12 protein-coding genes and 1 riboswitch are annotated in these 13983 nt (G+C 67.9%); of the genes, 7 read left to right on the top strand and 5 right to left on the bottom strand.

Annotated features, from left to right (window positions below):
- Nucleotides 1-45: 45 nt before the first annotated feature.
- Nucleotides 46-660 (bottom strand): aa3-type cytochrome oxidase subunit III, encoded by a 615-nt coding sequence (gene ctaE / locus ACWDTD_RS11140; protein ID WP_449747161.1) that lies wholly within the window; start codon nt 658-660, stop codon nt 46-48.
- A gap of 211 nt (nt 661-871) precedes the next feature.
- Here ctaE and ACWDTD_RS11135 point away from each other — a divergent pair, with 211 nt between their 5' ends.
- Both ACWDTD_RS11135 and trpD read left to right on the top strand, forming a co-directional pair.
- On the top strand, nt 872-1396 hold the full coding sequence (locus tag ACWDTD_RS11135) for a hypothetical protein (RefSeq protein ID WP_449747160.1): 525 nt from the start codon (nt 872-874) through the stop codon (nt 1394-1396).
- Nucleotides 1397-1448: 52 nt separating this feature from the next.
- Complete coding sequence (trpD, locus tag ACWDTD_RS11130) at nt 1449-2513, top strand: anthranilate phosphoribosyltransferase (RefSeq protein ID WP_449747159.1); 1065 nt, start codon at nt 1449-1451, stop codon at nt 2511-2513.
- A 20-nt stretch (nt 2514-2533) separates the two neighbouring features.
- Here trpD and ACWDTD_RS11125 read toward each other — a convergent pair whose 3' ends face one another.
- Nucleotides 2534-2812, bottom strand: coding sequence for an Lrp/AsnC family transcriptional regulator (locus ACWDTD_RS11125; protein ID WP_449747158.1), 279 nt, complete (start codon nt 2810-2812; stop codon nt 2534-2536).
- Nucleotides 2809-4587: a DEDD exonuclease domain-containing protein gene (locus ACWDTD_RS11120; protein WP_449747157.1), complete on the bottom strand. Its 1779-nt coding sequence runs from the start codon at nt 4585-4587 to the stop codon at nt 2809-2811. The genes ACWDTD_RS11125 and ACWDTD_RS11120 overlap by 4 nt, the downstream gene beginning before the upstream one ends.
- A gap of 388 nt (nt 4588-4975) precedes the next feature.
- Here ACWDTD_RS11120 and ACWDTD_RS11115 point away from each other — a divergent pair, with 388 nt between their 5' ends.
- From ACWDTD_RS11115 to ACWDTD_RS11095, 5 genes are all read left to right on the top strand, one after another.
- A complete protein-coding gene (locus ACWDTD_RS11115; protein ID WP_449747156.1) occupies nt 4976-5149 on the top strand; it encodes a hypothetical protein in 174 nt (57 codons plus the stop codon).
- 116 nt (nt 5150-5265) lie between these two features.
- Nucleotides 5266-5449, top strand: a riboswitch (cyclic di-AMP (ydaO/yuaA leader).
- 17 nt (nt 5450-5466) lie between these two features.
- Nucleotides 5467-6153, top strand: coding sequence for a C40 family peptidase (locus tag ACWDTD_RS11110; RefSeq protein WP_449747155.1), 687 nt, complete (start codon nt 5467-5469; stop codon nt 6151-6153).
- A 216-nt stretch (nt 6154-6369) separates the two neighbouring features.
- Nucleotides 6370-7395, top strand: coding sequence for an NlpC/P60 family protein (locus ACWDTD_RS11105; protein ID WP_449747247.1), 1026 nt, complete (start codon nt 6370-6372; stop codon nt 7393-7395).
- Between the two features lie 142 nt (nt 7396-7537).
- Nucleotides 7538-8857 carry a hypothetical protein gene (locus ACWDTD_RS11100; RefSeq protein WP_449747154.1) on the top strand — a complete coding sequence of 440 codons (1320 nt, stop codon included), beginning with the start codon at nt 7538-7540 and terminating at the stop codon, nt 8855-8857.
- A gap of 8 nt (nt 8858-8865) precedes the next feature.
- The gene (locus tag ACWDTD_RS11095) at nt 8866-9990 is read left to right on the top strand and encodes a glycosyltransferase family 4 protein (RefSeq protein WP_449747153.1); all 1125 of its coding nucleotides are present in this window, start codon (nt 8866-8868) and stop codon (nt 9988-9990) included.
- Nucleotides 9991-10063: 73 nt separating this feature from the next.
- On the opposite strand, the gene ACWDTD_RS11090 is transcribed toward ACWDTD_RS11095, so the two are convergent.
- Nucleotides 10064-11686, bottom strand: coding sequence for a DUF222 domain-containing protein (locus tag ACWDTD_RS11090; protein WP_449747152.1), 1623 nt, complete (start codon nt 11684-11686; stop codon nt 10064-10066).
- Nucleotides 11687-12025: 339 nt separating this feature from the next.
- Nucleotides 12026-13846 (bottom strand): AMP-dependent synthetase/ligase, encoded by a 1821-nt coding sequence (locus tag ACWDTD_RS11085; RefSeq protein WP_449747151.1) that lies wholly within the window; start codon nt 13844-13846, stop codon nt 12026-12028.
- Between the last annotated feature and the right edge of the window lie 137 nt (nt 13847-13983).

Raw genomic sequence — 13983 nt, 5'->3', positions numbered from 1 at the left:
GCGTCAGCGGTGCCCGCGTCTGGTCAGTGTGTCGTCACGGTCGCGTCACCGGATGAAGTAGATCGTGACGAACAGGGCGATCCAGACGATGTCGACGAAGTGCCAGTAATACGAGACGACGATCGCCGCGGTGGCCTGGTTCGGCGTGAACTTGGCCAGCTTGGTGCGGATCAGCAGGAAGATGAAGGCCATCAGTCCGCCGATCACGTGCAGACCGTGGAAGCCGGTTGCCATGTAGAACACCGACCCGTAGGCGCTCGACGAGAGCGTGGTGCCCTCGTGGACCAGGTGGTAGTACTCGTACGCCTGGCCGCAGACGAAGAAGGCGCCCATGAAGAACGTGAGCAGGTACCAGCGGCGCAGCCCGAAGACGTCACCGCGTTCGGCGGCGAACACCCCCATCTGGCAGGTCACCGACGACAGGATGAGCACGGTGGTGACGGGAATCGCCAGCTTGAGGTTCAGCTCGGTGGGCTCCGGCGGCCAGCCGGCGGGTCCGGCGTTCGCGCGTGCGACGAAGTACATCGCGAAGAGTCCCGCGAAGAACATCAGCTCACTGGACAGCCACACGATCGTGCCGACGCTCACCATGTTGGGACGGTTCAGCGAGTGCACGCGCGAGGTGATGGCTGTTCCTGAGGTACCTACAGCGCTAGTCACAGGTTGAAGTATGACGGTTCGTAGTACGCGGTGACCACTCGGGTCGAATATTCGCGGGAACTATTTCTCTTCGCGCAGGTAGACGACGCCGGTGGGCGGGTTCCGGCGTGTTGCCCGAGCGGGTACGGGCCCGGTTTCGGACGGTGGAAGGTTCTCAGGTTCGAGGGTGCGCACGCGGGCGGGCCGCGACCGATGGTGGTTTGCTCGGTTCATGGCTGCGGGTGAACACGGCGGGCAGGGTGCGGGCGCCTACGACGTGAACGGCCGGCCGGTACCGCCACGACGGTGGGATCGGTTGCGGCGCGCGGTGACCGGGGGTCAGCGCGCATCCGACGAAACGCTGACGCCCGACGATGCGGCGCTCATCGTGGTGGCCGAGTCCGCCGACGACGCGCTGGCCTCGTCGGCGGCGCTCGACGGCTCGATGTGGCGACCCGACGCGCAGTCGGTGGTGCGCCACCTGCTCGCCCTGCCCGACGCCGGGGTGGACGCGGCGGCGACGTTGGCCGCGCTCGACGGATACCGACCGGTCGCCGGTCCCGACAGCGGAGTCCCCGGCGAGGGCGGATTGTCGGGGTTGCGTGCGCCCGCGGGCACGACGGTGGTGGTGTTCGCGCGGGTGCAGCTGGTCGACGCCGTGCACCTGTCACAGGAGCGCTCGCGGATGGCCAGCCTGGCCTCACGCCATGGCGGCGTCGCCCTCGGGTGGCAGATCCTGCAACATCGTGGCGGATGACGGACTGCTCCCGGGGAGGTTCGTCGCACCGGCCCCACTAAGGTGGCAAGGCGTGAGCAGCACGCAGACTTTCACCTGGCCGCAGATCCTCGGTCTGGTCACCGACGGCGTCGACCTCTCCGACGAGCAGGCCCGCTGGGCGATGAACGAGATCATGACCGACAGCGCCACTGCCGCGCAGATCGCGGCCTTCGGTGTCGGCGTCAAGATGAAGGGCGCCGCCCCGGCCGAGTTGTCGGGTCTGGCGCAGGCCATGATCGAGCACGCCACCCTCGTCGACGTGTCCCGGCCCGCGGTCGACATCGTCGGTACCGGCGGCGACCGGTCGCACACGGTGAACATTTCCACGATGACCTCGATCGTGGTGGCGGCCACCGGCATCGCCGTGGTCAAACACGGCAACCGCGCGGCATCGTCGAAGAGCGGTGGCGCCGACGTGCTCGAGGCGCTCGGCGTCACCATCACGCTCGGGGCGGCCGACGTGGCGCGCGGTGTGGACCAGATCGGCATCGGTTTCTGCTTCGCCCCGGTCTTTCATCCGGCCTTCCGGTTCACCGGCCCGCCGCGTCAGCAGATCGGCATTCCGACGGTGTTCAACGTGCTCGGACCGCTGACGAATCCGGCGCAACCCCGACACGGCCTCATCGGGTGCGCATTCGCCGACCTCGCCCCGGTGCTCGCCCGGGCCTTCGCCGACCGGGACAGCTCGGTGCTGGTGGTGCGCGGCGACGACGGTCTCGACGAGTTGACCACCACCACCACGTCGACGGTGTGGCAGGTGGTGGGAGGTGAGGTGCGGACGCTGACGGTGGACCCGGCAGCACTCGGCATCGACTACGTCGAACTCTCGGCACTGCAGGGCGGTGATGCGACGGTCAACGCGGCGATCGCGCGCGACCTGCTGGCCGGCACCACCGGTCCGGTACGCGATGCGGTGCTGCTCAACGCCGCCGGTGCGATCGTCGCCACCGAGCAGACCGGCCCGACCGATGACGCCGGCATGCACGCCATGTTGCGTTCGGGCATGGCCCGCGCGGCCGACGCGATCGACTCCGGCGCCGCGGCGGCGCTGCTGGATCGCTGGGTCGCGCTGTCGGGGGCACTCGCGCGCGCCTGACCCGTCATCGGTTGCTGTCTCTACTCCTCGCCGATGGAGAATCCGCCCTCCACGGTGGAACTGGAGTAGCTCCGGAACGCGATGTGGGTGGCGCTGTGGCGCACCCCGGGCAGTCGATTGATCCGGCCGGTCACCACCTCGGCGATCTGTTCATGATCGCGCACCCGGATCTTCGCGATCAGGTCGACGTCGCCGGCGCACGAATACACCTCTTCGACACCGGGAATGTCGGCGACGGCCTGCGCGGTTTCCGGGATCTGATGGACGTCGGCGTCGATCAGGACGATGGCGGTGATCATGGCCGCAAGCCTAGTGGGCGGGCGGGCACCGCGGTTCGCGACTCACGGGCCTCCCGGGCCGTCTGCGACCACTCGAGTCTGCGCTGTGCGGAGCGGGCGGGTAGCGCGAACGCGTCGGTGGCCGACACGATCCGCGACCCGGTGTCGGTCACCCACCGGTAGAGGAGCGCGGCCTCCTCGGCGGGCGCGCCCAGCAGCGGACCGGCGTCGGCGGCAACCACGGTTTCCGCGGACGCCACCAGGATGTCGACGACGGGCATCGGCGCCACACCGCGGGCAGCGACACCGGCCGCGGCCAGGCGGCCGTGGCGGATCACCGCGATCTCCCATCCTCCCGAGTCGTTGCCGCGGGCCACCACCAGCTGCGCGATCGAGCACAAGGCGGTCAGGCGTTGGCAGCGGGCAAGGTTGTCGATCGTTGCCGCCACCCGGTCGCGGTGGCGGGCCGCGGTCTCGAACATGTGCGCCGCGGAGAGCCGTTCGAGGCGACCGGTGAGCGTGTCGAGCAGGTCGTCGCGCTGCCCGGTGAGGAGGTCGACGGTGGCGGTGACGCGTGGCAGGTAGTCGGGCACGGTCTGGGGACGGGTGTCGGCGGCCGCGCAACCGCCGACCGGTGATCCGCCGTCCTCGGGTGTGCGACACCAATGATGCGTCGCCGAACCGGAGAGTCGGGTGGTGCAGGTCCGCAGACCCGCTGCGCGGGAGATGGTGTCGGCGATGGCCGTGGCGGTGGTGCGGTTGGGCACCGGCCCGAGACTGACGTCGCCGGGGGAGCGGGTGACGCGCAGCCGGGGGAACCGTTCGGCGCTCACCGTCACCCACCAGCCCCGGAAGGGCTGGGTGGACCGCTTGTTGTAGGCGGGGGCGTGGGCGGAGAGCAGCCGCAGCTCACGCACACCGGCCTCCAGCGCGTGGGCGCATTCGACGTAGTCGACGCCGGTGGCGAGCATCACCATCTCGCCGATGCGTCGGCGTGGGTCGGCCCCGGTGAAATAGCTGCGCACTCGGCGCCGCAGATCGGTGGCGGTGCCGACGTAGAGAACCTCGCCGGACGGCCCCCGGAACAGGTAGACACCGGGCCGGGCGGGCAGGTGATCGGCGAGGTGACGTTTGGCACGCAGGCGTGGGTCGGTCCGGGGCAGATAGCGCGTGAGTTCGCGATAACTCTGGATTCCCTGATTGCCCACCCGCTCGAGCAGGTGGTGGAACACCTCGACGGTGGCACGCGCATCATCGAGTGCGCGGTGGGTGGGGCGCACGGAGACGTCGAAGAGGTCGGCGAGCGCCGACAGCCGCACCGTTGGTGCCTCCTCGCGCGACAGGATGCGTCGCGCCATCGTCACCGTGCACAGCGTGGCGGTGAACGGCCAGTCCAGATGGAGCCGCAGCGCGTTCTGGCGCAAGAAGGTCATGTCGAATCGCGCGTTGTGGGCCACCAGGATCGAGCCGCGCGCGAACTCGATGAACGAGGGCAGCACCTGCGCGATCGGCGGGGCCGCGAACACCATGGCCTCGGTGATGCCGGTGAGCGACACGATCTGCGGGGGGATCGACCGCTCCGGGTCGACGAGCGTGGCGAATTCGCCGATCACCTCACCCCCACGGATCTTGACCGCGCCGATCTCGGTGATCCGATCATCGGTTGCGCTGCCGCCGGTGGTCTCGAGGTCGACGACGACCAGTGTTGTCTCGAACAGGGAGCGGTCGGAGAAGTCGTCGGCGACGCCATCGTCGGCGAGATCGGTGAAGGAGAGTTGATGGCCCGAGACTGTCACACCGCGAACGTTAGTTCGATGGGACGACAGTTCTGTCGAGCGACGCCCGTGACGGATGGTTCCGGCGGTTACGGCCGGTGCCGTCGTTGTGGGCCTCACTCGGCGCGTAACGGTTTTGTCGGTGCCGGTGCCTAGTGTGCGTCTCGAACGCAGATCGACCGAACTGAGTCGTCTCCGGACCAGAAGTCGCCTCGGACGAGTAGGGGAAGCCGCCCGATACGACGCGAGGAAACACTCCGACCCGACGGCCGACCACAAATGAGATGGAGATCACATGTTGCACATCGACTGCACGACTTGTCCCGGTCGTCACAAGGCCTGTGCGGGCTGCATGATGAACGTGCTCTTTACCGGTCCCAACTGCGAAAACGCACCCAGGGACGGGGTCGTGACCGAGGTGGCCGCCCCCGCCGACCCCGACGCCGAAATACTCGCGGCGATCGATGTGTTCGCCGCGTCTGCAATGGCGTCGAGTTCTGCTGCACGATCCGCAAGAAGTGGTATCCGCACAGGTCAGAACACCGCCGGGCGACTCGGTCCGCGTGCGTTGCGGGTGAGCTGACGCGACACGGTTTTTTCGGATCGTGTCCCCTAGTGGACAGACACGCATCCGATTTCGTAACCTTTCCGAGACCTTTGCGGAGCGTCCCGCTCCAACAGGAGTGGTTCGCAACGGTCACCGCTCAATCGCCGAAGCCCAAATGGCAACGGCGAACCGGGGAACCACACTTTTTCGGCGCAATCCGAATCGGGGTGAGTCGCGCTCTCCATGCGGGTGTTTGCACCTGCAACGACGCGCGTAGGGCCATTTCTTCCGGCCCGAATCCGACAGCTAACCCGGTCGGCGGTCGAGGGAGAAGACAAAGGAGAACACGCTTCGTGGCCAAACATCGTTTGGAACAGCCCGACCGCGGCAAGGTTGCCAAGAAGGCGGTGATCGCCGGATCGATCACGCTCGGTTCGCTCGCCGCCGCCGCCGCAGGTCCGGCCCTGGCCGCCCCGGTCCACGTGCCCAATCTCGGGAATTTCGAGCTGCCCGGTGTCGACACCAAGCAGATCCCACAGCAGTTCCAGCCCGCCGCGAAGCCGGTTGCCAAGCCCGCGCCCGCTGCCACCGTCGAGATCCCCAACCTCGGCAAGTTCAGCGTCCCGGGCATCAGCGACGGCCAGGTACCGCAGCAGTTCAAGCCCAAGGGCGGCCCGTCGCTGCTGGCCCCCGTGCTCACCGCAGGCCAGAAGGCAGTGAAGGCGGCGGAGAGCAAGATCGGTGCTCCTTACTCCTACGGGTCGGCCGGTCCGAATGCCTTCGACTGCTCTGGACTCGTCTACTGGTCCTACAAGCAGGCCGGACGCACCATTCCGCGCGACAGCTACGGTCAGCTCGGCGGCGGACGCGCGGTGACACTCGCCGATGCGCAGCCCGGCGACGTGCTCATCTTCAATGGCGGAAGCCACGCGGGCCTCTACATCGGCAACGGGCAGTTCATCCACGCCTCCACCTACGGTGTGCCCGTCAAGAAAGATGTGGTCAAGAACTGGGAGCTCACCGGAATCCGGCGTTACTGAGCGTCGCGAAGCCAGCAGAGTATGAGGTCGGGCGGGTCGCGCACACACGCGTGATCCGCCCGAACCGGTCACCGGACGTGCCCACCCCCGTAGGGTGGTCGGCACTGCCGCGGCACACCGCGGGTCCGGCGACCGAAAGCGGTTAGGAGTAGGAACACCGTGGTTTCGGTACCTTTCGGGTCGGGTTCGGCCGCGTCGACGCGGATGCGACCTGCGATGTTCGTCATCGCGCTCCTCGTTGCGCTTCTCGCGGTCACCCAACTCGGCGCGATCACGGGTGCGCCACGCGCGACCGCGGAACCCACCCGCACCGCCGACCAGCTATTGGCCCGCTACACCCAACTCAGCACCGACGCCGAGAAGTCGGCCGAGGCCATGCACAACGCGCAGATCGAGTACGACAAGCAGCGGGGGATCGTCGCCGCGGCCCGCAAGGCGTCCGCCGATGCGCAGGGCAAGCTCGACACGTCTCGCGTGACGCTCGACCGCTACCAGAAGCGGGTCGACACGATCGTGCGCGCGAGCTATAAGGGTGCACGCGTCAACCGGTTGTACGCGGTGCTGGTGAGCGACTCGCCGCAGTCGTTGCTCGACCAGATGTCGGGCCTCGAGATGATCTCGCGCCGCGCCGCAGCCGATCTGAAGGGGCTCAAGCGAGCCCGCGCCGAGACCGCGGTCGCCAAGAACGACGCCGACCGCACCGCTGCCGCGGCCACGGTGGCCGTTTCCGCCGCCGAGCGGGTTCGTGGCGACCTGCAGGCCAAGCAGGCCGATCTCCAACTCCAGGCCGTCCAGGTGCGCGCGATCTATCAGACGATGACCGGCAAACAACTCGCCGAATTGCGTGGACCGAAGTTCGATTTCGACCCCCGCTTCATCCCGAAGGGCACTGCGGCGTCCCTGGTGGCGGTCCAGGCGGCCATCACCCGGATCGGAGACCCTTACGTGTGGGGTGCGACGGGCCCGGATTCCTTCGACTGCTCGGGACTGATGGTGTGGGCCTACCGGCAGGCAGGCAAAACCCTTCCCCGCTCGAGTGAGGCACAGATGGCCTCGGGTACACCGGTCGATCGCAACAACCTCAAGCCCGGCGACCTGATCATCTACTATTCCGACGCCCACCACGTCGGCATGTACGTCGGCGACGGCTACGTCATCCATGCCTCCACGTTCGGGGTGCCGGTGAAGGTGGTTCCGATCGACCAGGCCGGGCCATACGCGGCGGCACGCCGTTACGCCTGACCCGCGGCCGCGCGCTGTGTGTGCCGCACGCCGCAGCATCGGTCGATTCCTGGTGTGCCTGACCCTGGGCTCTGCGGTCGCCGGTAGCACCCTCTCATGTTCGTCTCCGCCCACGTCCACGTCGGGCACGTCGGGCACGTCGGTGGCCACCACGACCACCAATCCGAACGTCTACCTGCAACAACGCGCCGAGGGTGTGCAACGGCTGCTCGACGACCTGACCCGCGACATCCGATCCGGCGATCAGGCGGCACTGCGTGCCCTGTTCGACGCGGGCGCGGATCGTGCATTCGTGGCGCGGTTCACGGTGGCCGCCGACAACCTCTCGGCCGACGCGTCGCGGGGCGGCAGCACGTCCTCGTCGTCGTCCGCGAGTAGCGCCGATGCGCGGGGCGGGGCATTGAAGCTGCGCGACTTCGCCTACCGGCTCGCGCCCACGGAAGAGGCCGAGATCCAGGTGCCGCCGGAGGTGGCCGGTCGGCTGGATGCGGCGGGCAGTACCGATACGTGGGTGGCGCCGGTGGAGTTGCACTACGCCCTCGGCGGGGCGGCGCTTCCGGGTGTCGACGAGCCGGACGTGGTCGTCGACACCCAACTGATCGTCGCTCGTTACGACAGCGGGGAGGGTGACACCTGGCGACTTGTCGGCGATCAGCGCCTGCTGAGCGAACCGGTGCCCGATCCGCAGCTCTGGGAGCTGCCCGGGCTCGCCGCCACCGACGTGTTGACCGGCGGCGGGGTGTCGGTGGTGGCGTCGTATCCGGGGACGGCGCAGACCGTCACACGTGTCCGCGGCCTACTCCCGGGCGCGGTGTCGGCCGTGACCGCCTTCTGGGGCACCGAGTGGCCACGCCGTGCGGTGGTGGTGGCCACCGCAGAGCCCGCCGAGTTCGGTGTGGCCGGCAGCAGTACGACCGATACGCAAGCGGCCGCTGCGGCCACCACATTCGGCACCGTCGACCGAGGCGTGGCGTCGGGTCAGCGGATCGTGCTGACGCCGTCTGCGCGGGACCTGGCGTCGCCGGTGCTCGGTGTGGTGGTGCGCCACGAGCTGACACATGTCGCGACTCGTACGGTCACAGCGGCGGATGCGCCGATGTGGATGACGGAGGGTCTCGCGGAGTACGTGGGCCGCAAGGGCACCTACGTTCGGCTCGAGGATGCCGCGCCCGATCTGGCCGCCGCGGTACGCGCGGGCGGTCCACCGCGGCAGTTGCCGACGAATGAGCAGTTCGCGGTGTCGGGACCGGAATCGGCCCTGGCCTACCAGTCCGCGTGGTCGCTGGCCGCTTTCGTCGCCGACCGATACGGTGAGGTCCGACTGAAGGCGCTCTACCGCGGGGTCGCCGCCTCGGGTGTTGTCGCCCGTCAGGACGTCGCCATCTCGACGGCGCTGGGCGTCACGCGTGCGCAACTTGTGGCGTCCTGGCAGCGGTGGCTCACCGAACAAGTGCCCGGATGAGGAGATAAGTGCATCGAACCCTATTGGTGACCAACGACTTTCCGCCGCGTGCCGGCGGCATCCAGGAGTATCTGCAGAACCTGGTCGAGTTGCTGCCCGCCGACGACATCGTGGTGTATGCGCCGCGCTGGCGCGGGCGGAGTCACGTCGAGTTCGACGCGCACGTTCCCTACCGGGTGTATCGGCACCCGACCACCCTGATGCTGCCCACTCCGTTCGTGGCCCGTCGTGCGGCCGAGATCGTTCGCGCCGAGAAGATCGACACCGTGTGGTTCGGTGCGGCGGCACCACTGGCCGTGCTGGCACCGCACCTACGCCGCGCGGGTGCCCACCGCGTCATCGCCAGCACGCACGGACACGAGGTGGGCTGGTCGATGTTGCCGGTGGCCCGAAATGTCTTGCGTTACATCGGCAACCACACCGATGCCATCACCTACGTCAGCAAGTACACGCGCGGCCGGTTCGCCTCGGCATTCGGTCGTGACGCTGCGTTGGAGTATCTGCCACCGGGCGTCGACACCCGACGGTTCGTTCCCGACGCCGCGGCGCGCGCGAGAGTGCGCGAGCAGTTGGGGCTGGGGGATCGGCCGACCATCGCGTGCGTGTCGCGGCTGGTGCCGCGCAAAGGGCAGGACATGTTGATCCGCGCGCTCCCGCTGATCCGGCGCGAGATCCCCGACGCGGCGCTGGTCATCGTCGGCGGCGGACCGTATGCGAAGAAGCTCCATCAGCTCGCCGCCGACGAAGGAGTTGCCGAGCACGTGATCTTCACGGGTTCGGTTCCCGCCGAAGAGCTCCCGAGTTATCACAACGTCGGTGACGTTTTCGCGATGCCGTCGCGCACCCGGGGCGGCGGACTCGACGTGGAGGGATTCGGGATCGTTTACCTGGAGGCATCCGCGTCGGGTGTGCCGGTGGTTGCGGGTAGGTCCGGAGGTGCACCGGAAACGGTGCAGGAAGGTGTCACCGGCACCGTTGTCGACGGCACCGACGTCGCTGCCATCGCACTGGCGATCCTCGGCATCCTCGGAGACAGAGCGGCCGCGGCGCGCATGGGCGCGGCAGGCCGGCGCTTCACCGAGGATCACTGGCAGTGGGGGCACATGGCCGCGCGGTTGCGGCAGTTGCTGTAGCTGCGGCAGTTTGGGGTAGCCCGCGGATCTCACTCGCCAACCGTCCGCGGTGATCCGACCCGCCGCGTGCGAGCTAGAAGGGCGGGTCGCCACCCGCGTTGTTGCGCTTGCGGTTTCGGTGTCGCTCGGCACGCCGACGGGCATGTTTGTTCGCGGCCCGGGTGCCGGATCGGCGGGCCGGGTTGCTGGGGGCGGGGTCGTCGGGGTGGCGATCCCGACGCCGTCGGCGGCGGGGTGGTGGTTCGGGTGGTTCGAAGCGGATGCCGCGCAGGCCCGGGAAGAGGTCTTCGAGGGTTTCGGCATCCGCAGGGATGACAAATCCCTCGGGAGTGATGAACTCGGTGACCAGGCGCCCATTGCTGTCGCGGTACTGGTCGTCGGTCCACTCTCCGAACGTCTTATGCAGATGACCCGTTCGGCACTTGGCGTTGAGATTGTCCGCGACGGTGGTGCCGCCGTCAGCCGGATCGTGGTGGTTGTACTCCTCGACGTGATCGAGGTCGGCCCGCCACGCGGAGTACTCGCAACCGGGTTCGGAGCAGTAGCCGTCGCGGCAGCGGACGTACGTGTCGAGTGCGTTCGACGGGTGATACGGGTCCGCGGGCTGATGGGCCGGTAGGACGACGGTGCCGTCCGGACCCGGGTGCGCGTCAGGTGGCACCAGTGGTGCGATGATCGCACCGGGCCGCGCCGCCAGGTCGCGCACGTGGGTGTCGCCGATGATGCCGTGGCCGTCGAGGAAGCCGGTGAGTGCTTCCACGTCGATCGTCGCCGGGGCGGTGCCGGGCGTGCTGGGGATGTCTGGGGTGTGGGTGTCCGGGGTGGCGGTGAGCGTGGCTTCGCTGCAGACCACGTGGATGACGATTTCGGGGTCGGCCGGCGGGATGGTGGCGGGGTCGGGAATGGTTGCGGCGCAGTTGTCTTGGCCGCACTGACATTCGAAACGAGTTCCCGACAGCAGCGCGAACATGGCGTCGGAGGCGCGTTGCGGACGTGTGCGGCCGTCGTGGTCGCAGGCGGCGTCGGCGAGCGCGTGAACGCCCGCTGCGGCGATGCGGATGTTCTCGGCTGTCATCACTCCGGTGATCTCGCCGACGCCGTCGCCCAAGTTCTCCGTCCACATGCCACGTTTGTCCAGGGCCTCGCGGCGACGTTCCCGGACGCAATGGGGGTCGGCTCGGAAGACTATGCGGTCGGCCATGTCACGCAGCCGGGCCCGGGTCCACGCGCCCTTCTTCCCACGGAGGGTGGCCGCGATGGCCCCGTCGACGACGGGCATCAACGCATTGCGTTCCTCGATCAGATCGGTGCGGGCGATGATCAGGCGGGCCTGCTCGTCGGTGACGAGACCGTCACGCAGACAATCGAACACCTCGGGGAGGCGATCGCGCAGTGCGACCGCGTCGCCGAGCATCGATTCCGCGCGGCGACGGGGGAGCGCATAGAGTTTCGCGATGCGTGCGGCGGCGTCGGCGAATCCGTCGACAATCAGGCCGTCGCCGATCTCGCGGGCGGCGACCAGCCGGTCGTAGAGGACTGCGACGATCCGGTAGCGCGCCCATGCGAGGTACGACTCGCCGCGACGGATGGCGTCGAGGCTGCCGAGCAGCGACACCATCTCGTCCTCGTCGGGGTAGGCCGGGTCCACCCCACCGAGAAACTCGGTGGGTAACACGGACCACGACGATGCTGACATCCGGTGACGCTCCTATCGCACAGAGGGAAGGGATTTGACCCTGCTCTGTGGCGGGCACGCACGATGTTCGGTTGTTGCGGCCATCGCCGGATTCTGGTCACGTCATCGGAGATGGAGGGCACGTGCCTCGACCGGAAGGATCACGGACCGGTGCCCTTCGACCGACTCCACCCGAAACGGACCAAATCCGAAACGGACCAAATCCGAAACGGACCAACCCGAAACGGACCAAACCCGAGACGGGGGCGTCGATCGATCGTGGTTTCACCGTAAACCGTGCCACCGACAAATCGCGGCGCCGCAGCTCACGGCGCCGCAGCGCATGCGGACCGCCGCGTGTTACTTGCCGTAGATCGCGGCGATGTCGTGGGCGTACTTGTCGACCACGACGTTGCGCTTCACCTTGAGTGTCGGTGTCATCTCACCGCTCTCCTCGGAGAAGTCCGACGGCAGGATGCGGAACTTCTTGATCGCCTCGGCGTGCGACACCGTCTTGTTGGCCTCGTCGACCGCCGCCTGGATCTCGGCGCGCAGGTCGGGGTCGTCGGCCAGATCGGAGACCGTTGCGTCGGCGGGCTTGCCGGTGCTCTGCTTCCAGCCGGGGAAGGCCTCCGGGTCGATCGTGATCAGCGCACCGATGAAGGGCTTCTGATCGCCGACCACCACCGCCTGCGACACCAGTGGGGTGGCGCGCATGATGTCCTCGAGGCCCGACGGTGAGACGTTCTTGCCTCCCGCGGTGACGATCAGTTCCTTCTTGCGGCCGGTGATGGTGATGAACCCGTCGGCATCCACCTTGCCCAGGTCGCCGGTGTGGAACCAACCCTCCTCCAGTGCCGTTGCGGTGGCCTCCGGGTTGTTCCAGTACTCCTTGAACACGACGCCGCCGTGCAGGAGCACCTCGCCGTCGTCTGCGACACGAACCTCGTTGCCCGGCAACGGTTTACCGACAGTGCCAACGCGCGACGCACCGGGTACGTTGACGCTGAACGCGGCCGTGGTCTCGGTGAGTCCGTATCCCTCGTAGACGGGGATGCCCACGCCGTTGAAGTAGTGGCCGAGGAAGGCGCCCAGCGGCGCGCCGCCGGAGATGGCCAGCTCGCACTGGCCGCCCAGTGCGGCCCTGAGTTTGCTGAACACCAACACATCGAAGATCTTGTGCCGCACCTTGAGAAACGGGCCGACGCGACCGCTTTCGGTCGCCTTGGAGTAGGCGACGGCGGCCTGGGTGGCCTCGTGGAAGATCCGCGCCTTGAGGCCGCCGCCCTTGCGGGCGCTCTGGTGTGCGCTGTTGTACACCTTCTCGAACACGCGCGGCACCGAGAGGATGAGTGACGGCTGGAAATTGCCGAACGTGGCCACGATGTTCTTGGTGTCGGAGGTGAAGCCCACCTCGACGCCGGCCTCGATCGCGACCAAGGTGATCGCGCGGGCCAGCACGTGTGCCAGAGGCAGGAACATCAACAGCCGCTTCTCCGGTCCGAGCAGAGTCCGGAGGTTGCTCTCCAGAACGCCTCGTACCTCGGAGAGCATGTTGGCGTGCGTCAGTTCGCACCCCTTGGGCAAACCGGTGGTCCCGGAGGTGTAGATCAGCGTGGCCGGATACTCCGAGTGGAGTGTCATGCGGCGCTTGTGAACCTCGTCGTCGTCGACCTCGGCGCCGGCGGCGGTCAGTGCGGCCATGATGCCGGGACCGTTCTCCTCGTCGATCTGGAAGACCTGGACGGGGCCGGGCAGCGAGTCGAGACTGTCGAAGGCGACGCGGTGCTTGGCGTCCTCGACGATGATCGCGACAGCGCCCGAGTCGCGCATGATCCAATCGATCTGAGGTGCAGACGAGGAGTCGTAGATGGGCACGGTGGTGGCCCCGGCGCTCCAGATGGCGAAGTCGAGCAGGCACCACTCCAGGCGAGTGCTCGAGAGCAGTGCCACGCGGTCGCCCGGTGCGATCCCCGAGGCGATCAGTCCCTTGGCCAGTGCCGTGACCTTGGCCGCTGCCTCGTCGGCGCGAACCGGAACCCATTCGCCGCGTTCCTCACGCCGGAACACGGTCTTGCCCGGTGTGCGCTCGGCGATCCCGAACAGGATGTCGGTGCAATTCTCATCGGGTCCGACGGTGAACGCGGCGGGCGCGCTGAACTCACTTTGGATGGCACTCATATGCTGCAGGAACCTTTCGCCACCGGGGCACTGTCGATGTGTCGTTTTTGATCGTATCGCTGCGCGTCATCGACTCGAAATCGTCCGTCTGCGCAGGCCCGCGGAAGCGGGGTGCGCAGGTCTCTACCCGGCTTTGG

It is taken from the genome of Gordonia sp. NPDC003425, from assembly GCF_053588635.1.
Note: the sequence above shows the minus strand (reverse complement) of the source record. Positions and strands in the feature narration are given on the sequence as shown.